The sequence below is a fragment of the Nostoc sp. LPT genome (genome assembly GCF_017115165.1).
Lineage (GTDB): Bacteria > Cyanobacteriota > Cyanobacteriia > Cyanobacteriales > Nostocaceae > Nostoc.
Window position 1 is genome coordinate 1 of record NZ_JABXKF010000162.1, and the last position, 23,970, is coordinate 23,970.

16 protein-coding genes and 1 pseudogene are annotated in these 23,970 nt (G+C 40.5%); 10 read left to right on the top strand and 7 right to left on the bottom strand.

All coding sequences use genetic code 11. From position 1 onward, the window contains the following. Nucleotides 1-114: 114 nt before the first annotated feature. Together HWQ58_RS30935 and HWQ58_RS30940 are read right to left on the bottom strand one after the other, a co-directional pair. A pseudogene (locus HWQ58_RS30935) lies at nt 115-558 on the bottom strand (hypothetical protein); the annotation flags it as partial. Between the two features lie 37 nt (nt 559-595). Then, nucleotides 596-712, bottom strand: a complete 117-nt coding sequence (locus HWQ58_RS30940; RefSeq protein WP_292871498.1) for an HNH endonuclease — start codon at nt 710-712, stop codon at nt 596-598. Between the two features lie 250 nt (nt 713-962). On the opposite strand from HWQ58_RS30940, the gene HWQ58_RS30945 reads away from it, so the two are divergent. Beyond that, nucleotides 963-2,120, top strand: coding sequence for a trypsin-like peptidase domain-containing protein (locus HWQ58_RS30945; RefSeq protein WP_292871499.1), 1,158 nt, complete (start codon nt 963-965; stop codon nt 2,118-2,120). A gap of 129 nt (nt 2,121-2,249) precedes the next feature. Here the strand turns inward: HWQ58_RS30945 and HWQ58_RS30950 are convergent, their stop codons facing one another. From HWQ58_RS30950 to HWQ58_RS30965, 4 genes are all read right to left on the bottom strand, one after another. Then, a complete protein-coding gene (locus HWQ58_RS30950; protein WP_292871501.1) occupies nt 2,250-3,458 on the bottom strand; it encodes a 4-hydroxy-3-methylbut-2-enyl diphosphate reductase in 1,209 nt (402 codons plus the stop codon). Nucleotides 3,459-3,553: 95 nt separating this feature from the next. Beyond that, complete coding sequence (locus HWQ58_RS30955) at nt 3,554-4,411, bottom strand: SGNH/GDSL hydrolase family protein (protein WP_292871503.1); 858 nt, start codon at nt 4,409-4,411, stop codon at nt 3,554-3,556. Between the two features lie 171 nt (nt 4,412-4,582). Next, nucleotides 4,583-5,995 (bottom strand): ammonium transporter, encoded by a 1,413-nt coding sequence (locus tag HWQ58_RS30960; protein WP_292871505.1) that lies wholly within the window; start codon nt 5,993-5,995, stop codon nt 4,583-4,585. Nucleotides 5,996-6,948: 953 nt separating this feature from the next. After that, nucleotides 6,949-7,272: a YnfA family protein gene (locus HWQ58_RS30965; RefSeq protein WP_292871507.1), complete on the bottom strand. Its 324-nt coding sequence runs from the start codon at nt 7,270-7,272 to the stop codon at nt 6,949-6,951. Nucleotides 7,273-7,519: 247 nt separating this feature from the next. Between HWQ58_RS30965 and HWQ58_RS30970 the strand changes: the two genes are divergently transcribed. Together HWQ58_RS30970 and HWQ58_RS30975 are read left to right on the top strand one after the other, a co-directional pair. After that, nucleotides 7,520-12,187 carry a GAF domain-containing protein gene (locus HWQ58_RS30970; RefSeq protein ID WP_292871509.1) on the top strand — a complete coding sequence of 1,556 codons (4,668 nt, stop codon included), beginning with the start codon at nt 7,520-7,522 and terminating at the stop codon, nt 12,185-12,187. A 135-nt stretch (nt 12,188-12,322) separates the two neighbouring features. Then, entirely contained in the window at nt 12,323-13,231 is a 909-nt protein-coding gene (locus tag HWQ58_RS30975; RefSeq protein ID WP_292871511.1) for a phosphotransferase, read from the top strand. 281 nt (nt 13,232-13,512) lie between these two features. On the opposite strand, the gene HWQ58_RS30980 is transcribed toward HWQ58_RS30975, so the two are convergent. Continuing rightward, the gene (locus tag HWQ58_RS30980) at nt 13,513-15,015 is read right to left on the bottom strand and encodes an acyl--CoA ligase (RefSeq protein WP_292871513.1); all 1,503 of its coding nucleotides are present in this window, start codon (nt 15,013-15,015) and stop codon (nt 13,513-13,515) included. 731 nt (nt 15,016-15,746) lie between these two features. On the opposite strand from HWQ58_RS30980, the gene HWQ58_RS30985 reads away from it, so the two are divergent. The 7 genes from HWQ58_RS30985 (at nt 15,747) to HWQ58_RS31015 (ending at nt 23,928) form a co-directional block, all read left to right on the top strand. After that, nucleotides 15,747-16,901: a glycosyltransferase family 4 protein gene (locus tag HWQ58_RS30985; RefSeq protein ID WP_292871515.1), complete on the top strand. Its 1,155-nt coding sequence runs from the start codon at nt 15,747-15,749 to the stop codon at nt 16,899-16,901. 217 nt (nt 16,902-17,118) lie between these two features. Beyond that, nucleotides 17,119-17,889, top strand: a complete 771-nt coding sequence (locus HWQ58_RS30990; RefSeq protein WP_292871517.1) for a WecB/TagA/CpsF family glycosyltransferase — start codon at nt 17,119-17,121, stop codon at nt 17,887-17,889. A 124-nt stretch (nt 17,890-18,013) separates the two neighbouring features. Beyond that, nucleotides 18,014-19,858 (top strand): tetratricopeptide repeat protein, encoded by a 1,845-nt coding sequence (locus HWQ58_RS30995; RefSeq protein ID WP_292871519.1) that lies wholly within the window; start codon nt 18,014-18,016, stop codon nt 19,856-19,858. A gap of 429 nt (nt 19,859-20,287) precedes the next feature. Beyond that, the gene (locus tag HWQ58_RS31000) at nt 20,288-21,997 is read left to right on the top strand and encodes a hypothetical protein (protein ID WP_292871521.1); all 1,710 of its coding nucleotides are present in this window, start codon (nt 20,288-20,290) and stop codon (nt 21,995-21,997) included. 95 nt (nt 21,998-22,092) lie between these two features. Then, on the top strand, nt 22,093-22,254 hold the full coding sequence (locus tag HWQ58_RS31005; RefSeq protein ID WP_292871523.1) for a hypothetical protein: 162 nt from the start codon (nt 22,093-22,095) through the stop codon (nt 22,252-22,254). 433 nt (nt 22,255-22,687) lie between these two features. Beyond that, a complete protein-coding gene (locus HWQ58_RS31010) occupies nt 22,688-23,467 on the top strand; it encodes a class II aldolase/adducin family protein (protein ID WP_292871525.1) in 780 nt (259 codons plus the stop codon). Nucleotides 23,468-23,469: 2 nt separating this feature from the next. Further along, the gene (locus tag HWQ58_RS31015; RefSeq protein WP_292871527.1) at nt 23,470-23,928 is read left to right on the top strand and encodes an LLM class flavin-dependent oxidoreductase; all 459 of its coding nucleotides are present in this window, start codon (nt 23,470-23,472) and stop codon (nt 23,926-23,928) included. Nucleotides 23,929-23,970 lie beyond the last annotated feature (42 nt).

A 23,970-nucleotide genomic window follows, 5' to 3' on the forward strand; every position in this document is an offset into this window, starting at 1 on the left:
TGTTGAGTTTAACTATTGAGCTTTAACCACAAGACTTGACTCTATTTTTCTTAACCTTGACACCAATGATATGCCATACACCCCACACCCTACACCCCGCCCCAACGGGGCTTGGTCAAAAATTATGTAGATGGTAACCTGCAAAATTTGCTCATAGAAAAACCATTTTCCTGGTGGATAAGTTCGCTTTACCGAATATTCTCCACCCTCGGTATCCGATAGAAATTCCATTACAATCGTGGGGATATCACCTTCTAAATTCGGTGTATAACTTTTACGATCGCCCACAACTTCATTTACCGATGGAATATAAACCCAGTCAGGTGCTTTAACTATAAATTGCTCATTGACAGTCGCACAAAGACCAAAATTTGAGGCTATCAACATCTGGGGTTGGATGAATCCGCTGATTTCTAGGCTTTCACGCAAAGCACCAGCCAAAATTGGCTGACCGATATTCTCCACTGGTTCATCCTCTAATTGAAAATCTTTGGGTAAGACTGACCAAGTTATTACTAGTTTATTTGACGATTTGGCTTCGCCCATTTGGGTTGCCATAAACACAGCATGAGTGTAAGTTTATTCTTCAATTTTATCAACATCCATTGCAAGGCTGACAAGCTAATGCCAGATTATCCAGTTCTTCTGAACCATTAACAGAGCGTGGGAGGATATGATCAATAGAAAATTGAAATTGTGAAAAAAACTTCACCTCAATAGCGCCTTATCTCACGTTGGAGAATTTTTTCTCAAATTGTGAGTTAGTTTGGCGAATCAGAATAAGATGCTTGTTAGTAGAAGAAGTTAAATATTTTATGTCTCGCGCATTCGCCTTTAGGCGTTCCCGCAGGGTAGGCGCAAAGAAGAGTAGGAAAGGAACAATTTTTGAAAGCGTATCTTGAGCGTAGCTCCCGCGATTTTTTGTTACTAAGGTTATTTCACTTATTAAGGAGGATTGAAAAATGAACAGAAAATTTTTAACAATAGGAACTTCAGCCATTTTAACAACTCTTCTTGGGGGGATTTGTGTTTGTAGTTTATTTGGTTGCCAACTACCTACTATTGCTAAAAACCCTCAAAAGTCTGAGCCTAATTTACTAGGTGATAATACTAAACAAATAAAATCAAGTATTATTATAGCAGAAAATTCTGAAGAACAAAATCGGATTCAATTATACGAAAAAGCTAGTAAATCTGTAGTTGCGATCGCCACTGGTTTCGGACATGGTAGTGGTTTTATTGTCAGTCCAGATGGTCTAGTTTTAACTAATGCTCACGTTGTCGAAGATAGTTCTAAAGCTGTTGCAGTAGTACTGGCTGATGGTACACAAGTCTTAGCTGATGTGGTTGGTTTTGGATCTGGAGGTTTAGATTTAGCCGCACTCAAGATTCGCAATCAAAAAAATCTGCCTTATCTGCGTTTAGCTACTCCTGGTTCAGCACGAGTAGGTCAATCTGTCTATGCTATTGGTACTCCCCTGAGTCTGGAATTGCAAAATACTTTGACCTATGGTATTATCAGTCGCATTGATCCCAAATTGGGCTTAATCCAACATGATGCAGCGGTAAATCCCGGCAATTCTGGAGGTCCACTGCTCAACTCTAATGGGCAAGTAATTGGTGTCAATAGTGCCATTTTTAATGATACCGAAATTAAAAGATTTATTGGCATTAGTTTTGCAATCCCTACAGAATTAATTCAGCCTTTTTTAGTAGCTGTAGAACAAGGTAATGCTCAGTTAGCAAGTGGGCGTCAACAACCCAGTAATAGTCAAGATACGGATTTATCGTTGAATGGTCAAGTTTTACAAGCGAGCCTGAAAAATGGCGATCGCACTTTACCAAATAATAGCTATTTTCACACTTATGTGTTTGAAGGTAAAGCAGGTCAACAGATAACTATTGAGATGGATAGTCAGCAAATAGACTCTCACTTATACTTACTGCTTCCTGCTAAAGAACGACTAATAGCACAGAATGACGACATTTCCCCAAAGGATTTTAATGCTCGATTGACTGTTACCTTACCAGAAAATGGTATCTACTATCTGTTGGCTAACACTTTTGAAGCAGGAGAATCTGGTAGTTACAGTTTACGCGCAGCGATATCTCAGCAGTAATTTATTTTTAGTTGGTGAACTATTGGGTATAAATAAACATACTCAGATCCCCGACTTCGTAAAAGTTGTCGGGGATCTATCTCCTGAGTATTTTAATGTTTAATTAGGTTGCTATACACCCCCTAAAATTTAAACTACTGCTGCTGTTGCCTTGACTGCAAAAATTTTATTAATCACATCTTCTACCACCTTATCTGGCGTAGAAGCACCAGAAGTAATTCCCACAACAATTTCTCCATCTGGCAACCAGTTTTCTGTAGTTATTAACTGCCCATTTAATTGCCGATGTTCAATAGAATATCCTGATTTAATACGTTCAACAGTATCAATATGATAAGAAGGAATTCCTCGCTCAAAAGCAATTTGTTGCAACTGAGTAGTATTCGAGGAATTAAACCCACCTATTACTACCATTAAATCTAAATTATGCTGCACTAATTCCAGCATGGCATCTTGCCGTTCTTGAGTGGCATCACAAATGGTGTTGAAGCTTTGGAAATGCTGATTTAACTCAGTAGGGCCATACTTCTGTAACATAGTCCGCTCAAAAAGCTTGCCAATTTGCTCAGTTTCGCCTTTAAGCATTGTAGTTTGGTTAGCAATGCCAACTCTTTCTAAATCGCGATCGGGGTCAAATCCTGCTGAACAAGCTTTCGCAAATTTTGTCAGAAATTCTTCACGGTTGCCACCATTGATAATATAGTCAGTAACATATTCTGCTTCTGGCAAATTCAACACAATTAAATACTTGCCAGCAAAAGAACTAGTCGCAACTGTTTCTTCGTGCTTATATTTACCGTGAATTATTGATGTATAATCAATTTTTTTGTGCTTTTCCACTGTATTCCAAACTTTAGATACCCAAGGACAAGTAGTATCAACAATTTTGCAGCCTTTATCGTGAAGTATCTGCATTTCTTGAACGCTAGCCCCAAAAGCGGGTAATATGACTACATCACCAATTCCAACAACAGAAAAGTCTTTATTCTTTCCTTCAATGGGGATGAATTCTACTTCCATCTCCTGCATCCGCTGATTTACAGAAGGGTTGTGGATAATCTCGTTAGTAATCCAAATGTGTTCTGTGGGGAAGTGCTGACGAGTTTCGTAGGCCATAGCCACAGCCCGTTCTACACCCCAGCAAAAGCCAAAGGCTTGTGCTAGTCGGATTGTCACATCACCCCGTTGTAGGGTGTAATTGCGATCGCGAATTTCCTGAATCAAGTTACTCTGATACTCAGATTGCAACTGGGTGGCAACTTCTGCTTGATGACCAAAGCCTTTGCGATTGTAATTTTCTGAATGTTGGAGGCTGCGCTTAAAAGCTTTTGTATCCATGAGATTTTTCTATTTAAACCACTATTGCTTATTTTCTCGCGCCTAGACGCGATTGATACAGAGTTGTCTTCAAAGATATTACTTCTTTTTGGGCTTTAGCCTTTTTCTCGCGCAGGACGTTGACGCTGGGGTTTTAATTCAATCTCGCTATAAATCTGCAATGCAGAACGCCAAACCATATAGCCTTCAGGACTTAAGTGTAAGCCATCAGTAGTAAATTCGCGGCGGAGATTTCCTTGCTTGTTGGTAAACAGGGGATGTAAATCGAGATATTTGACACCTTTTTTGGTAGATATGCTTTGCAGCTGCTGATTCAACTCGCGAATGCGACTATTGGCAACAGCCAACAGTTTATCTCGTCCTTTCCAAGTTGCTTCTTGTGCCCCATGTGGCAAAATCGATTGGACAACAATTTGCGCTGTGGGATGCGTCTTTTGTAGGTAATTGATAATTTGCCGCTGATTATCTAAAATTTCTCCATTGCTCATCCCCCGAATTAGGTCATTAATGCCAATCATCACAAAAATCACCTCTGGCTGGGTGCGGTCAAATATTTTTAATCTTTTTAAGAGTCCATTGCTAGTTTCGCCAGAAATTCCTTGATTGAGCCAATTTTTACCTTCGGGTAATAACTCAGGAGGAAACCACAAACTCAGAGAATCTCCTGCCAGGATAGTTAAATGCGGAGGACGTTGGTCAGCTGCTACCTTGGCTTCTTGCTTGAGGATATCTATCCACTCTTGATAAGTGAGTTGGTGACGGCGACCTAAATCAGGTGTAGCAATTTGCGGTGAGTTGTTCAGGTTGATTAGCTCTGGGGATGTCGTTATCCCAAAAAAAGCGGTCAATCTCTGCTGTTGCCAAATTAGCAGGATGACCGCCAACATTAGGATGCCGTTGGTTAACAGCGAGAAAAATGCCCAGATAGGAAAGGTTTTAAGAGAAGTAGACACGACTAGCGAAATTTACCAATTATTTGAATCAAATTTTAACGCTAGCGATCGCAAATTACACAATCTTAAATTGGGCATTGGGCACAAGAGGCAGAGGTGCAGAGGGGAAAGAACTTATACAATAACTCTCCCCCACTCAGCACTCAGCACTCAGCACTCAGCACTCATTACTTAAGTAGGACGATCGCCAAACTCGGAGTTGTAACCTTCTTCGCCATGTTCGTTGATATCCAAACCTTGGAATTCTACTTCCTCTTTGACTCGCAGCCCGACTGTAGCATCGATAATCTTCAGAATGATCCATGTACCAATAGCTGCGATCGCATAGGCAACGATAATTGCTATTAGTTGAACCCCTAGTTGACCAAAATTACCGCCCAGCACACCTTCTTTGCCTGCTGAGTTGACTTGAGTAGTAGCAAATATTCCTGTTAAAATCGCGCCTACGGTACCACCAACACCATGCACGGGATAGGTATCTAAAGCATCGTCAATTTGCAGCTTGTGCTTGAAACTCACGGCATAAAAGCAAGCAAGGGAGGTGATTCCACCAACTAAAATCGCTGTTAACGGTGTCACAAATCCGGCTGCTGGAGTAACGCCCACCAAACCAGCAACGGCTCCTGTAGCTGCTCCCACGGCGGTCGGTTTACCTCGTAAAACTGTTTCTAAAATCAACCACATCAAAGCAGCCGCCGCCGTAGCTGTATTGGTAGCAACAAAGGCTGTTGTTGCTACGTTTGTCACCACATTACCAGAAGTTGCACTGGCAGCAGATAAGGCACTTCCAGCGTTGAAGCCAAACCAGCCAAACCAAAGCAAGCCAGCACCCAGCAAAATAAAGGGAACGTTGTGCGGAGGGCTAAGACGGTCAGGATGGGTTTTCCGAGGCCCAAGGACGATCGCTGCTACAAGGGCAGAAACACCAGAACTAATGTGTACTACTGTGCCACCTGCAAAGTCGAGCGCATTCAAACCACCATATAAACCTAAGAAACCACCTTTAGCCCACACCATATGAGCTAAGGGGGCGTAAACAAAAGTTGACCACAGCAGTACAAACAAAGCATAGGCACGGAAATTTATCCGCTCAACGATCGCCCCAGAAATTAAGGCTGGGGTAATAATGGCAAACATGGCTTGATAAATCATGTATGCCTGGTGGGGAATAGTCGGCGCATAAGAAACTGTTTCTGCTGGGTTTGACCCTTTGAGATAATCAGTTACCTCTAGCCCGACACCGTTCAAACCCAACCATTGCAATCCACCGATGAACGGTAAACCTGGCGCAAAGGCAAGACTATAGCCCCATAAAATCCAAGTCACTCCGACGATCGCCATTAACACAAAGCTCATCATCAATGTGTTTAGGATATTGCGCGATCGCACAAATCCACCATAGAAAAACGCCAATCCTGGAGTCATTAGCAGCACAAGTGCTGCTGAAATCAGCATAAATGCTGTGTCTCCAGTATCAGCAGTAGGCGGGGCAGCAGTTGGGGTTTGGGCAAAAGCATTGCCCATCAACGGCCATCCTAAAAATAGTAGGGTGATAGCTCCAATCATCACAACTTTCTTCAACACTTTTTTCTTCCTAAGTACCAATGATTTGTATCCTTAATTACATTTGATTACTTTATATGGACACATTTTTGTCTTGAAAGTTACTTAACCTGAATTTTCTTGAGATGTTAACAAAAATATAAACCGGATTGTAGTTGCCAAGATTTAAATTAGCGTATAAACACGCAATCATTACATTGCATCTTTTTTTTTAAAGAGAAGAATAGTATTTTATTCAAGCCTGACAAAAGTCCAAATCTTTAGTTACCTACTGTTACAAAGCAAAATACTGATAATAATTTATAATTATTGTCAAGTATCACCAGTATTTTCAGAGAATTTACACAAAATATACAGCAGATTTAAACTTCTCTACGAACGCGAACAGCGTGTTAAAGACAGAGGCTACGCCAATATGAGGTACAGAAATACCCTATTCGTGTGATCGCAAGCGTCTCCTAGAGAAGGGAGAAGCAAGTAGCGTGAGGGTTGGGTAAGAGTCCACTTCATCTAGTTGCAAAATGCTGCATCATGAGTTCTCTTTATATCTCCCGCATAAACACGTAGATATCCAGATACCTGCTTTTGACCAAGAGGCAGGGGAGCAGTTCTTGCTGTTCTTGCTGGGGAGAAAGATACGCTTATTTCCCCTAAGAAAAGGGTTTCAAGCCCCTAAATTTATTTATGCCCAAAAGTAAAAATATTTATTTCGATAGCGCCACAAAGAGCGAGCCATCGAGCGTCGCGGAAAGTGCCACGATAAATAATGCGCAAAGCCGGAAACGCTCCGCCTCCGGTCTAAGTTTTCAAGCCCCTAAATTTATTTATGGGGTTTTCCCCCTGCTCTCTGCCCCTTTTTTTATTCGTTGACAGGTTAGTTGCTAAAAAAACTTTTGCATTTTGCGTGAGATTATTATCTATTTCAAAGGGAATACTATAAAAGTTATTGGTTCAAAATAATATAGAAATTTTACTTAAGTTCTGGGAGCAAACATGATAATTAAAACACTCACTAAAGCTAAACATACTCCGATTAAGTCGTAACGGTCTGGAGTTACCCCGTCTACCTTCCAACCCCAAAGTAATGCCATTGCGATAAATACGCCGCCGTAAGCCGCATATACTCTGCCAAAATTTGCCGGTTGGAAAGTTGCAAGAACCCCATAGAAAGCTAAAGCAATTCCCCCCAATATGCCCCACCAGAACGGCTTACCTTCGCGCAACCACAACCAGATTAAGTAGCCACCCCCAATTTCAAATAAACCAGCCCACAAAAAATACAGCAGAGACTTAATCATTTGACTGATTATTTCACAACAGAGAACTCAGTAAAATTACGCTAACGCTTTTAAGTAAACTATTGTCATTAATTAAAGTAAGTTTGTTGACCAAATTGGGCATGGGGCACAAGAGGCAGATGTGCAAAGGGGCAGAGAGGCAGGGGGGAAAACTTACTGCAACTTCTCCTCTCTTTTTCTGCTCTCTGCTCCCCTGCTCCCTTATCCCTCCACTCCCGACTCTCCAGAATGTAGATAAGGCTCAAGGATGAAAGCACCATTACCTGATAACGAAGCACAGAGAATCGAGACACTTTTGCAGTATAAGATTCTCGATACGCCATCGGAAGCCGCCTTTGACGATCTGACTCGTTTAGCCTCGTATATTTGTCAGACTCCTATTGCCTTAATTAGTCTGATTGATACAAATCGCCAATGGTTTAAGTCAAGAGTCGGTTTGGATGCTCCAGAAACGCACCGAGATTTCGCATTCTGTGCCCATGCCATTCTCCAGCCTGATGTTTTGGTCGTGCCTGATGCAAAAGATGACGAACGGTTCGCAACAAATCCACTGGTGACATCTAACCCAAATATTCGGTTTTATGCTGGTGTACCTTTAAATAACCCTGAAGGATACGCCCTCGGAACCCTGTGTGTAATTGACTACGTACCACGAGAACTTAATCCAGAACAAATAGAGGCATTACGAACTTTAGGTCGTCAAGTCATTAAGCAACTGGAATTGCGCCGAAATTTAGCAAGTTTGGTACTTGTTACCAAGAAAGGCAAACAGGCACAGATAGTACGCAAGCAATTTTTCAAAAAGATTGCAGCAAGTTTTGGTTTGTCGTCAATAATTTTACTTCTGATTGGGGTGGTTTCTTATCAAAATACAAGAGTATTTAGTAATTTTAATCGCAGTATAGTAAAAAATACTTATAAAAAACTTCACAGCCTAGAGGAAATACTGTCCCAGGTAAAGGATGCTGAGACTGGACAACGTAGTTACATCTTCACTGGAGAAAAACTTTATCTAAAATCGGATCAAACAGCACTTGGTAACGTCGATCGAGAAATTGCCAAGCTGAAGAATTTAACAGTAGATCGACCGAATCAACAAAAGCAGATTGCAACGCTTGAATTTCTGATAACGGCTAAACTTACTGAACTAAAACAGACTATCGATTTGCGTCAGAACAAGGGATTAGAGGCGGCCTTGCAAGTACTGCTGAGAAACGACCAACAAAATCTCATGGATGATATCCGCAAGGCGATCGATGAGATGGAAAACGAGTCCAGGGGACGAATCCAACAGCAGTCACAAGCAGCAAAGACTTGGACTCGGAACACAATTCTGACACTTGCGATCGCTATAAGCCTAAGTTTTATCGTTCTTGTTATAGTCTACTACTTGATCTATCGTGAGGTTATAGAACGGAAGAGGACAGAAGAAACCTTAAATCAAGAACGCAACTTTATCTTAGCAGTCCTTGATACAGTCGGTGCGTTGGTAATAGTTCTCGATTCTCAAGGGCAAATCGTTCGTTTCAATCAAGCTTGCGAGCAAATAACTGGTTACTCCTTTGATGAGGTGAGGGGTAGGTATAGCTGGAACTTGTTCCTCATTCCTGAAGAGGTGAAGCCAGTTAAAGCAGTTTTTGACCAGTTACGATCTGGTCAACTTTCCAATAATTATGAAAATTATTGGGTAATGAAAGATGGCAGTCGGCGGCTGATTGCCTGGTCGAATACCACTTTAAAAGACTATGAGGGCTGTGTTGAGTACATCGTTGGCACTGGCATTGACATTACCGATGCCAAACGAACACAACAGCATCTGACTGCACAATATGCTGCAACCCGCGTTTTAGCGGAGTCCGCCACAATTAGCGAAGCTACTCGCCAAATCTTGCAAGGAATCTGTGAGAGTTTGGCATGGGATTTGGGTGAAATTTGGATGATAGATGAGCAAGCAAATGTGCTGCGCTTTCTCGATATTTGGCATAAAGCATCCCTTGAGATGCAAGAGTTTGAAATACTGAAGCGGCAAACCACCTTTGCACCCGGAATTGGATTACCTGGACGGGTTTGGGCTAGTTTTGAATCGGTTTGGATCGCTGATATCGCTAAAGATATTAATTTCCCTAACTTCAAAATAGCTGCTCAAGTAGGACTACACGCAGCTTTTGGTTTTCCAATCCGCAGCGGTAACAAAATCCTCGGTGTGATTACCTGCTTCAACCGGGAAATCCAGCCGCTTGACGAAGATTTAGTTAAAGCGATGAATTCTATCGGTGAGCAAGTGGGGCAATTTATCCAGCGTAAACAGGCTGAAGAAGAAATACAACGCCAAAATTTGCGATCGCAACTATTTACCGAAATCACCCTGAAGATTCGTCAGTCTTTGGACATCGAAGAAATTCTCCAAATCACTGTCGAGGAAGTACAAAAGATTCTCCAGACTGACCGAGTTTTAATCTATCAGCTTTTGCCAGATCAGTCTGCAAACACCGTTGTTGAAGCAGTAGTTTCTGGCTTACCAGCAATCAAAGAGCAAAACAACACCGCCCCCTACTTTGAAGCAGAATATCTCCAACAGTACTATCTACAGCAGTACCGTCAAGGAAAGATTTTCGGACTGGATAACTTGGATCTTCTGGAAGTTGAACAAAGCCATCTAGAATTAATGCAACAGTTTGGGGTCAAAGTCAATTTAGTTGTACCTATTCTTGTTAAAGAAGAACTTCGCGGTTTGCTCATAGTTCATCAGTGTGACGATTCCCACCACTGGTCTAGCTTTGAAACCGATCTTTTGCGGCAAATAGCCGACCAAGTAGGTATTGCTTTAACCCAAGCCCAACTATTAGCAGCAGAAACTCGTCAGCGACAAGAACTTGAAATTGCCCGTCGCCAAGCCGAATTAGCTTCTCAGACGAAAAGTGCCTTTTTGGCAAATATCAGTCATGAGATTCGCACGCCGATGAACGCTGTATTGGGGATGACCAGTTTGGTGTTAGATACTCCCTTAGACCCAGAACAGCGAGATTTTATTGAAACAATTCGGAGTAGTGGAGACGCTCTTTTAAGTTTAATCAACGAGATTTTGGATCTTTCCAAACTTGAAGCTGGAGAGATGGCTCTCGAAACTCTCGATTTTGACCTATCCAGTTGTGTGGAAGAAGTGGTGGAATTATTGGCTCCCTCAGCCCATAACAAGGGATTAGAAATTGCCGCACTGATCGATCGCAACGTCCCCACCCAACTCAAAGGAGATACTGGTAGGCTGCGGCAAATTTTGATGAACTTAATCAGCAATGCGATTAAGTTCACCAGCGCTGGCGAAGTATTAGTACAAGCCGAATTGCGTACGCTTTCTTTGACTACAGCCACCATCCATTTTGCCATTACAGATACAGGTCTTGGCATTACCCCTGAAGACCAACGCAAACTCTTTACGCCATTTACCCAAGTTGATGCTTCGACGACTCGCAAATATGGTGGTACCGGTTTAGGATTAGCCATCTGTAAACAACTTGTAACTTTGATGGGAGGAGTGATTGGGGTAGAAAGTCAGATGGACAAAGGATCTAAGTTTTGGTTTGAGGTGCTTTTTACCAAACAAGTTGAGCCTGTTGAGCCAAAATGCGAACGCGGACTTTTGCAAAACTGCCGCTTATTGGTGGTGGATAATAACGCTACTAATTATAAAATTATCTCCCATCAAGCTACTCATTGGGGAATGGATGTAGATCGAGCTGACAGTATTGCTGCCGCCGTTAAAGTTATTCAGCAAGCTAGAGAACAGGGGAAATCATATCATGTTGCCTTGGTTGATATGCAAATACCCCAAACAAATAGCATGACAATAAAAGAACAAATTCAAGCCAATTCTGCAATTACTAAGATCCCTTTGATTATGCTTGCCTCTACTAATCAACGGGATGAAGTGCAACAGGCACTCAAAATCGGATTTGCTACTTATTTATTCAAACCCATTAAGCCATCACGACTCCTTGATGCCATCATAAATATTTTAGAAACTCAGCTGGAATCAGAACAAGGGTTTAGAGACAAGAGGCTAGAGGCTACAAAAGAAATTCCGAGTACAGAAACTTCAGATATTCTGACTTCTTCCCCTAACTCCTCTACTAAATCCAAGTTAAGAATTCTCTTAGCCGAAGATAATTTGGTAAATCAAAAAGTAGCACTAAAGCAACTCCAGAGTTTGGGCTATAAAGCCGATGTCGTTGCCAATGGAAAGGAAGTTTTGCAGCTATTAGAAAAAATTCCTTACGATTTGATTTTAATGGATTGCCAAATGCCAATTCTCGACGGTTTGGAAACCACAAAAGAAATTCATCGTTGGCAAGAGGACGTTTTTGCATTGGGTCATCGTCCTGTGGTGATTGCGATGACAGCTAATGTGATGAAAGAAGACCAACAAACGTGTCTAAATGCCGGAATGGACGACTATTTGAGTAAGCCAGTATTTAAAGAAAAATTGGCTGAGACTTTAGAGCATTGGACAGGTGTGATCGTTTCCCAACAAGAAGGAGTTGTCTATGAACAGACAGTTTCCAGTAACTTAGCAATTGATTGGGAACACTTGCATCAAATATCAGGAAATGATCAAGAATTTGAATTAAATCTATTGCAAATATGCGTTGAAGATATTAAACCCCGTTTAGAAATAATTAAAGCAGCGATCGCAGCTGATGACTTTGGGCAAATAGCGCGAGAAACTCATCACCTTAAAGGTGCTAGTGCCAACATTGGAGCCACAGCTATGTACTTAGCAACTGACAAACTAGAACAACTAGCTAGCGATCGAAACCTTAAAGGTACTACTAATTTAATTTTAGAATTAGAAGAATTTGTCAACTGCATTCAATACTTTTTAATTAAAAACAAAGTTTTATATAGCAATCCTAAATGAGATTGTGAAAATTTTTGTTGTGGTCGTCCTTGGTCATTTGACATTGGAAACCTTTTATATCATAAAATCTTATTATCTCATTTGTAGCCTTATTTTGGAGAATTAATCTACGTACATGTTACTGATTCATGGCTCATGTCCAAAAAAACGCAGTTGTCTGAACAAGATGTGACTGAACTTCTCGATTTATGGTCATTTCCAAATGCTCCAACCTTTGAGCCAACCAATCGAGGCACAAGCAATACAACCTATTTTGTTAACGGACAAGCAGGCAATTTCATTCTGAAGCTGTACGGGGATTCCACAAGCACCGAACAAATTCAATATGAGCACTCACTGCTGGCATATCTGCAACAAGTGAATTTATCGTTTGCAGTTCCTGCTCCTGTAGCAGCAAAGTCTGGAGAAAGCCTAGTTCATGTGAGCAAAAATCATACCTTGCTGCGAGTTGCTTTGCTACCTTTGATTTCAGGTCAGATTGCAGATCGGCAAAACTGTTATCATGCGCGTGCTGCGGGTCGGACGCTTGGAGAACTCCATTCTACCTTAGCTGGTTTCGATCCAGAAGGTCAACTCGCTCAGTTACCAGCGTGGGGGGATCTCTGCCGGATTCATCCGTTGGTGCCAGATCCGCTTGAGCTACCGAAATTGCTTGTGTTACCTCTAGAGCAGCAAGGACGCCTCATCAAGACCCTGACAGAGGTGCTTGAGGCAATGCCCAAACTGTATCAAACGCTTCCTGTTCAGACTATTCATGCTGATTATCTATCCTTCAACATTCTGCTGGAGGAAAACCAAGTGGTTGGTGTTTTGGACTTCGAGTTTGCTACCAGAGATCTGCGGCTAGTAGACTACATCTGTGGACTTGATGACTACTCAATGTTCCCGTGGAGACAAAACCCTCGTTGGGAATTTTTGGAAGCTTTCAATGCAGGTTATGCCGAACACATTTTGCTGACATACCAAGAAGTAGAAGCGATGATAACAGCTTGGTGCTTACAGCGGGTAAGCTCTATAATCTATATGGGCAGGGTGGTTGCGTGAGGAAAAAGTGACCCATCAAAAGGTAGTAGATGCAGTAACTGACACATTGCTGTTTAAAGATTGGCTTGAGGGTAATGCAACTAAATTGTTGAGCTATATCAAATGGGCTTGAGCAATCTGTTGAAAGCCAGGGTAGTGGTTTGAGCCATCGTCAAATCTCGCCAAGGGATATAACATAATGACTAATGACAGCCAACAGAAAAATCGTCTCGTAGAGTCTAGAAACCCCGACTGTAGTTTGCTGTAGAGTAACTGAGCAAAGTTGGAACTACTCCCCATTTCTACTCCTTTATATTCAGCAATTTCGCCATCGCCAACCGTTGCAGTTTACCGGTAGCACCACGAGGTAGTTGATCTAAAATGTGAACTTGCTTGGGAATTTTGAAGTCTGCCAGCATAGTTGCACAGTGAGCTAAAAGTTCTTTTTCGCCAGCTTCTGCTTTCAGAACCACAGCCGCGTGGATATCTTCTCCTAAAGATTTGTGGGGGACAGCAAAGGCTAAGGCTTCAGCGACGGCGGGATGGCGCAGCAAAACATCATCTACTTCTAAAGGAGAAATTTTTTCCCCACCCCGGTTAATCAATTCTTTAATCCGTCCAGTCAAACGGAGGTAGCCGTCTGCATCCACAGTACCCTGATCCCCCGTGCGGAACCAACCGTTCACAAAAGCAGTGGCGTTAGCTTCTGGGTTGTTTTCGTAGCCATCTATAACATTGGGTGCTTTTACCACCACCTCGCCCAAGCTTCCCTTAGATAACAGGTTGCCTTCGGAGTCCATAATGCCGACTTCTACACCGAAGCCATAACCTACAGTACCTGGTTTTCTGACTTTTGGCGGTAGGGGATTGGTAGTCATTAAGTGAGATGCTTCAGTCATGCTGTAAGATTCCACCACAGGAGCATTCAGAGTTGCCTCTAACTGTTCAATGATAATCGGCGGCAAAGAAGCGCTACTAGAGCGAATGAAACGAAAGCGGTTAGCTTTGACAATTTCTGAGTTGCGGCTAGCGCGCACCAAAATTGTCTGGTGCATGGTTGGCGCTGCGGAGTACCAGGTGGGTTTGTAGGTATATACCAGTTTCCAAAACTCCAAGGCATTAAAACCATTAGGACAAACTAATGTACCGCCCGAAGCCAGAGTTGCCAGCAAACAGCCCACCAATCCGTGAACGTGGAACAGGGGCATTAGGCACAGTGTAGTGTCAGCTGCTGTGAGTGAGTAAGCACTAATCAGGTTGCTGGCTGAAGCGATTAAGTTACGATGACGAATCGGCACACGCTTGGGACGACTGGTAGTGCCGCTAGTGTGGAGAATCATCGCTATATCATCAGCGTCGGGGGCCATGGGATTCGCGCGTTCTACTGGTTCTGAGCCTGTTTTGACTAATTCAAAGCTTAATGTGCCGTCAGTATTTACCTTGGCATTAATCAGCATCATATCGGGTGTGACACTAGCAATGGCTGCTTCTGGCCCCTCAGACAACGTAATCAGTGCTTTTGCTTGGGTATCTTGGTAGTAAAAGGCAAATTCTTCTTGTTTGTATTTGGGATTTAAGGGTGCAGCAGTGCCACATAAGGCAGCAGCCAAAAAGGTAATCGCCATTGGTGAACCGTTAGTCATGGCAATGGCAATGCGTTCTCCTCGTTTCAATCCAAAGCTGTTGAGTTGAGATACCAGTCCAATAACATTCTCACGCAATTGCTTATAGGTTAGCGATCGCCCATCAGGCGTAACTAGGGCTGGATGATTGTCTTCCCCTACTAAAAGCTCAAATAAATTCATTGGTTTTTCCGAACTGTAAATATTATGATTTAGCTTAAACAAAAAATTGTGTCGTTATAGCTGGAAAAAGCAGGTAAATCATAGAGAAGTTACCAGACCTATAACTTCTGCTATGGTCAAAGCTTTGCAAACACAGAAGTCAGGGGAATCAAGGGAAGAAGTTTTTCATGTATCCTTGTGTACCCACTTTATAATGGCTACTTTCTGAGTTCAACCCTATCTATTTTGAAACCTGGAGTTTTGAATAATAGGAGATTATTGAATTTTAGCTTGTATTTTGAACTTTACCATCATTGCAAAAACTACGGTTCTCAACGTAGAAATCCTTTAAGTTTTTTCTATAGTTTTATCGGCACTTTGTCGGAGATTCTGTTTGATTTGGACGTGATACATGATATAGTTTACACAGTTCTAAAAGTTCGGATTGTTTAAGTAGATGGTTAAAAAGCTGCAAAAAGTCTACTATCGACCCCCTCTATAAATCTCTCACACTCGTGAGAGGCTTTAAAACCGCCATACCCTCAGATAAAAAGAGGGTTAAATCTATAATATTTTCTTATTAAAAACAATACTTTTCAAACATCCTTTCATAACACTTCCTATGGCAGAATTTTTTTTTGCAGTAATCCTGTAAAATTACTAAAGCGTACATTGAATAAATTTGTGGAACTGCGATCGGGCATTTTAAGAGTTAGTAGCATTAACTCTCAAAATGCCCTTGGAGTAAGCCTTTGGATATAAACTATAAGAAATTCGTTCTTATAAGAGTTTATAGAAATAGCCATGTACTCAATTTCCAAAACAGATTAATAGCAATTATGAGTCCCATAAAGATTACTATGTTGGGCGAAAGCTTGGAGCGCCAAGGTGGAATAGTTTCTGTGGAAAAGCTCATTCTTGAAGAAACTACGTCTGATATTAAAATTAAACATATTGCTACTTTACCGAATGGTTCTGCTATCTATAAAGTGTTGGTGTTTTTGCAGGCAATAGGTGAGTTGTTTTGGAACTTATTAAACCAAAAGACTGACCTAATTCACATTCATGTTTCAGATAGAGGTAGCGCTTTTCGTCATTCAATCACTACTCTTATTGGTTGGCTATTTCAAAAACCAGTAATTATTCATACTCATAGTGCTGATTTTCATTTGTTTTACTCTAAGCTACCTCAATGGCTTAAGCAGTGGCTAAGTTGGTCGTTTTGTAAATGTACCCGTTTCATTGTTTTATCAGATAGCTGGAAAAAATTCTACATTGAGAATCTTGGCTTGAAGTCAGAGCAAGTTATTGTTCTCCCTAACCCAGTAAAAATTCCCGCCCAAATTCCACAGCGAATAGATTCCAAACAAATATTTTTCTTATTTTTAGGGCGCATTGGTGAGCGCAAAGGTGCTTTTGATTTAATTAAAGCATTTGCTTCTATGCCTGTTGCTCAACAAAGCCAAGCCAAGTTAGTTATAGCGGGAGATGGAGATGTAGAACAAGCTCGTAGTTTGATCCCAACTCTAAATCTTATTGATTATATCACTATTCTTGATTGGGTAGATAAAGAAAAACGCGACGATCTTTTAACTAAAGCTGATGTCTTTGTGTTACCTTCCTACAACGAAGGTCTGCCTATGGCACTACTAGAAGCAATGAGTTGGGGTTTGGCAGTTATCACTACTGCAGTGGGAGGAATACCCGAAATAGTTACTCAAAACCAGAATGGTTTATTAGTTAATCCGGGGGATATTCAACAATTGTCAGAGGCAATGCAATCCTTAATTGCAGACGAAAATCTGAGAATATCTTTGGGAAATAATGCACGAGTCAGAGTTAAAAACTTAGACATAAACAGTTATCTTACATCTTTAAGATGCATTTATACAGCAGTTATCAATTAAGAACCATCTTGATTAAAATAGTTTGAAGTGACTTACACTATGTATTAAATACCGAACTTACAAACGACGTAATTCGTTCTGTATAAGGATAATAGGCGTTGAAAAGGTATGAATTTAATATTAGGAAAAGTTAAGGGAGCCATAAAGGTATTATTCTTTTGTTGTTCGTATTATTATAAACTTGGTATACTGATTAATAAAGAAGGGAGGTACAGAAATGAAAACTTTTCCTGAAGTGAAGTTGTTTGATACAAGATTCCATAAAGTTAAAGTACACGAATTAGTTGATTATTTAATAGAAGCAGCAAAAAACCAAAAAAAGACAGTTGTAGGAAATGTGAATATCAGAGCAATGAATTTCGCTTATGAAAAGTCTTGGTATCGAGATTTTTTGAATAAGGCTGATTTAGTATTTTGTGACGGATTTGGTGTAATGGTAGGAGCTAGATTCAACGGTTATTCAATGCAATCTGCACATCGAATGACAGCACCAGATTACATAGAAGATTTAGCATTAAAGTGTGAGAAAGAAAACCTATCTTTATTTTTGTTAGCTGGAAAACCTGGTGTAGTGGATAAGGCAATTACTAAATTAGTATCAATTGCGCCTAATTTACGCGTACAGGGACATCATGGTTATTTTGAAAAATCAGGAAAAGAGAATGATTTGGTAATAGCAAAAATTAATATATTCCAACCAGATATTTTATATGTTGGCTTTGGTATGCCGTTACAGGAACGCTGGATTTTAGATAACTTCAATAAAATTGAAACTACTGTATTTTTACCTTTGGGTGCTTGTCTAGATTTTTATACTGACTCTATATATCGCGGGCCGCGTTGGCTGACTGATAATGGGCTGGAGTGGTTAACACGCTTAATTACTGAACCTACTCGTTTAGCAGACCGTTATATTGTAGGCATTCCATTATTTTTTTATCGTGTAGTTAAACAGCGAATCGTTCAAGGAATGATAACAAATCGCTAAATAAATTTTTTCTAAATTTTGCATTTGTTATAACCATGACTCCTGAAAAGTGGCAAATTGTTTCCCCTACCTCTGCTGCCAAGACTAGAATTAGAATTGATGTGACATTCTTCTAGTAGCCAAAGTGTCAGACTCTCTGCCATTAAGCGATCGCTATCTTGCCTTAATCGATGAAATTGTCGAAACCACCCTCAAGGGCAAAATTAGCTCTGTAGAACAAGTGTATCAAATGCTGCTTAAAGGAATTACTTCCGGTACAGGGGAAGTCTTTGAGCTAGCTTTGAGCGATCGCCTGAATTCCCTGCAAACCCAAGTAGATAGCGAAAAAGACGAACTCAAGAAAGCTAAAGCGACTCGCAGTTTGAGAGCCATTAAGACTATTCAAAGTCAATGGCAACGCTGGCAAGAGCAAAACAAAGCCACAGAAGCGATCGCCTCCGCAGCTACAGAAATCACCACAGCCCCTGCTGCCGAGCGTCTAGCGACATTTATCCGAGTTACTGACCCCAATCAGAAGTATCCGCTAAATTTACAACAGTTACAGCAGTTGTCAAAGGCATTGCAGCAATTTGCTCAGGCAGATGCTGATTTACAACAATTTTCCGAAGGGATTACCCGTGGTTTAGCTTCTTGGCAGCGATTGCAAGACAACTTGCTCAGTTGGATGTACGAGCAAAAAGAATCTCTGGGGTTTGGCGGCGTACCGGGAGAACGTGGCCCTTGGGCAAGTTGGGCGAAACAACTTAATAGTGAGTTACCCCAAGCACTGCTTCGTACCTTAGCTAGGGAAGAATCTGCAATTGAGTTTGCCGAGCGACAACGGGGGATTACCCTGAGAGATTGGGTGGAAATGGCATTGATTTTACAGTTCTTGCAACGGGGACTAATTAACTGGTTTGACCAACAAGCTTACGATGTGAAAGCGGGGCCAAAGTTGTCCATTTCCACTTTTTTGACCTTTGCAGTGATTTGGAGTCAGTTAGCAAGTGGTTTTAGGAGCATTGGCACAGTATACAGCGATGCCTGTTCTCAAATCATGCTCCAGATTTTGCGAACCTTTGCCCAGCGTCCGTATTTTCCCTTTTACGGTGGGATTTTTGCCTCTTTTACTGGCACCTATTTACGAGATGCCCTAGATTATTTGGATGAACCTCTGCGACGAGGCGAGGGAACTCAAGAAAAGGCGCGAATTTTGACCCTTTTAGGCTATTCCCAGCGTGCTTTGGGACAATACCAGCGTTCTATTGATTTTCATCAGCAGGCGCTAGAGATAGCCAGAAATGCAGGCGATCGCGCCTGTGAAATTGCCAATCTCAATCACCTCAGCCGTACCTACGTGCAACAGCAAAATTATGCTGAGGCAATTAACTACAGTCAACGAGCATTAATTCTGAGTCGGCAAGCAGGCGATAGGACAGGAGAAGCCAACGCGCTGGTAAATTTAGGTTACAGCGAAGTCATGCAAGCTCAGGAATTGGAAAACCTAGAACCAGAAACTTATGAAGCCGCAATTAATTATTTGGAACAAGGTTTAAAATTATCAGAAAAATTAGGCGATCTTCAAAGTAAAGCGTTATGTGTCAGCAGTTTAGGAATTGCCTATTTAGTAATTGGACAACACCAAACTGCAATTAAATATCTTGAAGATGGTTTTAAAACAGCGCAAGTTTCCGGTGATTTGTATCTCCAAGGGCGGAACTTAGTTTATTTAGCAGAAGCTTATTATCATCTGCAAAATTCCGAAAAAACTGTTTACACAGGCTGCTTGGGAATGTATCTTTTAGAGCAAATTGCTTCTAATGAGTGGCGTCAAGCAGCAGGGTTACTAACAATTTTACAAGGGCAAATCGGGGTAGAAGCTTTCCAAAAGTTCTTACAGCAACATCGCCCGAAAATTATTGCGGTTATCGGTGTAGATGGGTACGATCACATTCCACAATTGTTAGAAGAATATCAGCAAGATATGTAAGGATTTGAAACCCCTATTTCCTATCAGGGAATGGGGGTTAGGTTTGTGAGGCTTTGATTTTATCAAAAATACTTTTAAAACAACTTCTTAAGAGAAAATTGTGCAGATGGACATAGAAGATCGCATTGAGGACTTCCCACATCTAGACTTCACGCTTGTGACCATCTTTTTTGGGTTCTGGAATCATCTCACTGAGAAATTCATCATATTGTGCACGAGTCAGATTGCTGGAGTATGCTTTACTCACGTTACTCTCTCGATGCTGTCTATGTATCTATTCACAGCGTATATAGAGAGAGCTTTTGTACAAACTTACCGATTTTTCAAACAGCCTCTTAGCAAATTCTTTTAAGTATATGCCTAAAAAAAATTTTTATGCTACTATTTTTGTGAGTAAATCAATAAAAATAATATCTTTTTTTAGAAAATATGACAATAGAAAAAATTAAAGTATTTATTAGTTATAAATGGGAAACAGATCAAAATTTAAGGGCTGCTCTTACTTCTTACCTCGAAAATATTAAAAATGTTGAAGTTATTATTGATGTAGAAGCTATTAAACTATCTCAAAATATTCATGAAGTAATATCAATGAAACTCGATGAAGATGATTGTTTACTAGTATCAATTAATTCACTTAGTTCAAATGAAGTTGTAAGTGAGTTAATTAGAGCACATGAACGCTCAAAGCAAATTTTTCTTATGGAAAAGAGAGAGGCTGATCGGATAAATATACCATCTTATCTGTATTTTTTGGCTGACAGTTTGCGGTTTAAATACTCTACGATAGATGAGCTTAGAATGCAATTAAGAGAGTATTTTGAAGGTAAATCTAAAATGGATTTTCAATTAATTCCCCAGGAGCTAAGTTTAATTAAAAATTCAATCAAAGATTTACGTAATTTATTAAAATTTAGAGCCGATTTAATCAGAAGAATTCTTGATGAAGCTTATAAAGAGATTAAAAAAGTAAAAGACCAAGAACAAGAGTATAAAATTGACGTGGGAATCGAGAAAAATTTTCTAGTTAGAGCGCGTTCTATGTTTGAAAATGCAAATGAAGTGTATGCAATCAGCAGTGAATCTGTGTCAACTTTCTGGACAGATTCAAAAAACAAGCTATTAGCAAAAGATTATATTGCTAAACAACCTAAGAACACTATTAGGTTATTCGTTTTCTCTTCTATAAGAACAGCTAGTAAGTATCGATATATACTACAAGCTAGCCACAATAGTTATGGTAAAGATGGTCGAGTTTTTATTTGTTCGCTTCGTTCATATACAAATTTTTTAGAAAAGTTTAGTAATGGTAGCTCAGAGGTAGTTAAAACATATTTAGATCAAGATTTTGGCATTCTTGTTTATGATTTAAATTCTCAGAAAAATTATATTGAAGCATTACTGAATCATTCAGAGTTAAGATTTAAAAAAATCGATATTAATTTATTAGAAAAAATCAACTATAAAGAAATAATTTCCTATTTAAATGATCTCAAAAAGCTAGAGTTTGAAGATATTTTTGAAGACAAAAATGGTGATAAAAAGTTTTATATTAAAAGATGGAATCCAAAATGTTTAGAGTTTGAAGACTTGTTTAAAAGAGATTTGAAGAGGCTTTTTCCTGGAGAAAGATCTGGTGATGCGTATCATCTTATATTTTTTAAGGATTATGATAATAGCTTAGAACGTAAAATACTTGAAGTCAAAAATAATTTAAATTATTATAAAAGAGATTTGGGAATTCAATTTATTTGGGTTGGAAAAAAGACAGACAGAATTGCAGTTAGTGACTTTTCTTATGGTGATCTGAGACTTAACTTTGATTATGACTATCTTTTAATGATGAGATTTGATAGCTATAATGATCTAAGAATTTATTACTCAGATCAACGCCATTCAGATATTAGAAAAAACTTTTATAGTAGTTTTAATGAAGGAATAGGTATACTGTATCAGTATATCGATGAATTAAAAAAAACAGAACCAAATAAAACAGTTCCCATTTTTGAACAAGTAATTGAAGAGATAGTTTCCAACTATATGGTTCGATACGATTTTGTTGAGAAAGAGGATATAGATTCAATTATTAAAGAATCACCTTATCCCTTTTCTTACAAGTATGATTATGAGTATGAATAATTCTGCTTATCTCTACACCTTACACCCTAGCTTAAGTAAAATTGATTACCACAATTTTTTCCGCTCCGGATTGTGAGAATTATTCTTCTCTATATATGTTTACTACCACTATTGTTGGTATTAGTGCGATCACTGCTTTTAACAGTTATGAAGGTGACAAGATTGTACTGGATAAGACTACCTTTGGTGTGATCGCTTTTGCTGCAGGAACAGGTTTCACTAAGAGGCTGTTTGAAAAGTCGGTAACAAAGAGATAAAACTTTCCTCCAGTATATTTTTTTAGCATAACTCCATATTGAGCTTGCTTATTTAAATGAATTGTGGTAGCTTCATTATAATGTAAACACCTTAAATTCGATTGATTTGCCGTATTTTAATTGACAGCATCATTACTCTAGTTAAGAAATTTGTTTTCACTAGGTAGTTGAAAAACCGTAAATAGTAAGGTATTCATGGCTATCAGCCAAAATTTTTTGTAGCATAGTATACTGAAAATGATTGAAAAATACGTATTTGCAGCGATAAAAACTGCGTAGTTTACCGCCGTAGGCATCGCCCACCGAGCCATAATCCTTTATTGTTATCGCTAATTTAATGGTGAAGCAGTGTTTATCGATAAACCTTGAGGCTTTCAGCAGCAGTGAGGCAGCACTCTAGCTCTACCCAATCCATACGTAGGAGTTGAAAATTATGGTGCAAACTTCTCTCGTCCGCCCCAGCAATCCCTTTCAACCACCGACCTTCGTTTCCATTGAATCAGAGCGTCGCCATCGTCAAGAACGCTTAGCAGCAGCCTTTCGGGTATTTGCGCGTTTGGGTTTTGCTCAAGGATTGGCAGGACACATCACTGCCCGCGATCCCGAACTTACCGATCATTTTTGGGTAAATCCCTTTGGGATACATTTCAGTCGCATTCGGGTATCAGACCTGATACTAGTGAATAGTGAAGGTCAGGTAGTCCAAGGTGAAGGCAAAGTTAGTCAAGCAGCATTTGCCATTCACTCTCAAATCCACGAAGCCCGCCCTGATGTCATAGCAGCAGCTCATGCCCATTCCTTCTATGGTAAAACTTGGTCATCTTTGGGTCGGTTGCTCGATCCGATTACCCAAGATTCCTGTGCTTTTTACCAAGATCATGCTCTATTTGATGATTTTACAGGTATTGTCTTGGAGACAAGCGAAGGAAAACGCATTGCTCAGGCACTAGGCGATCGCAAAGCTGCGATTTTACGCAACCACGGAATATTGACCGTAGGGCATAGTGTGGATGAAGCCGCTTGGTGGTACATCAGGTTAGAGGATACGGCTAAAGCGCAATTGCTAGCAGAAGCCGTAGGAAAACCCGTCCTAATTGACCATGACATCGCCTTAAAGATCCAACAACGCGGTGGTACTCACCAAGCAGGCTGGGGTGGATTCCAGTATTTATGGGATGAAATTACCCACGACCAACCAGACTTATTTGATTAGGTATTGGGGACTGGCTAGATCATGACAGCCGCTACCGTCGCACCGATGAATATTTAGAAATTGTTCGTCGCGTCTGGACAAGTGACACTCCCTTTGATTACGAAGGTGAATTTTACCGCATCAAGGGTGCTTTCTCTGCGATCAAGCCGCTACAAAAGCCCTACATCCCACTTTACTTTGGTGGTGCATCTGGGCCAGCCGTACAGGTAGGAGCCAAACATAGTAATGTCTATGCCTTGTGGGGTGAGCCAATTGCCGCAGTTAAAGAACGAATTGCAGAGGTGCGTGCTGCCTTACCACCCGGTCGTTCCATTCGCTTTAGCGTCTCCCTGCGACCGATTCTTGGTGCTACAGAACAAGAGGCTTGGGAGAAAGCACATAGCATTTTAGCGCGAATTCAAGAGTTGCGAGGAGGCGCAAAATTAGCTGCCCCAGCTAGACCACAGGCGCTGAAGGGGTGACAAGGAGGCGGAAGCATGAGAAATAGTGGAGTGTAGCGATTT

Bases quoted from the DNA above. Each gene is read 5' to 3' on its own strand.
- HWQ58_RS30965 (WP_292871507.1), bottom strand. From the start codon at position 7,272: ATGATTAAGTCTCTGCTGTATTTTTTGTGGGCTGGTTTATTTGAAATT.
- HWQ58_RS31000 (WP_292871521.1), top strand. From the start codon at position 20,288: ATGACAATAGAAAAAATTAAAGTATTTATTAGTTATAAATGGGAAACA.
- HWQ58_RS30950 (WP_292871501.1), bottom strand. From the start codon at position 3,458: ATGGATACAAAAGCTTTTAAGCGCAGCCTCCAACATTCAGAAAATTAC.
- HWQ58_RS30945 (WP_292871499.1), top strand. From the start codon at position 963: ATGAACAGAAAATTTTTAACAATAGGAACTTCAGCCATTTTAACAACT.
- HWQ58_RS30970 (WP_292871509.1), top strand. From the start codon at position 7,520: ATGAAAGCACCATTACCTGATAACGAAGCACAGAGAATCGAGACACTT.
- HWQ58_RS30990 (WP_292871517.1), top strand. From the start codon at position 17,119: ATGAAAACTTTTCCTGAAGTGAAGTTGTTTGATACAAGATTCCATAAA.
- HWQ58_RS31005 (WP_292871523.1), top strand. From the start codon at position 22,093: ATGTTTACTACCACTATTGTTGGTATTAGTGCGATCACTGCTTTTAAC.
- HWQ58_RS30975 (WP_292871511.1), top strand. From the start codon at position 12,323: ATGTCCAAAAAAACGCAGTTGTCTGAACAAGATGTGACTGAACTTCTC.
- HWQ58_RS30980 (WP_292871513.1), bottom strand. From the start codon at position 15,015: ATGAATTTATTTGAGCTTTTAGTAGGGGAAGACAATCATCCAGCCCTA.
- HWQ58_RS31010 (WP_292871525.1), top strand. From the start codon at position 22,688: ATGGTGCAAACTTCTCTCGTCCGCCCCAGCAATCCCTTTCAACCACCG.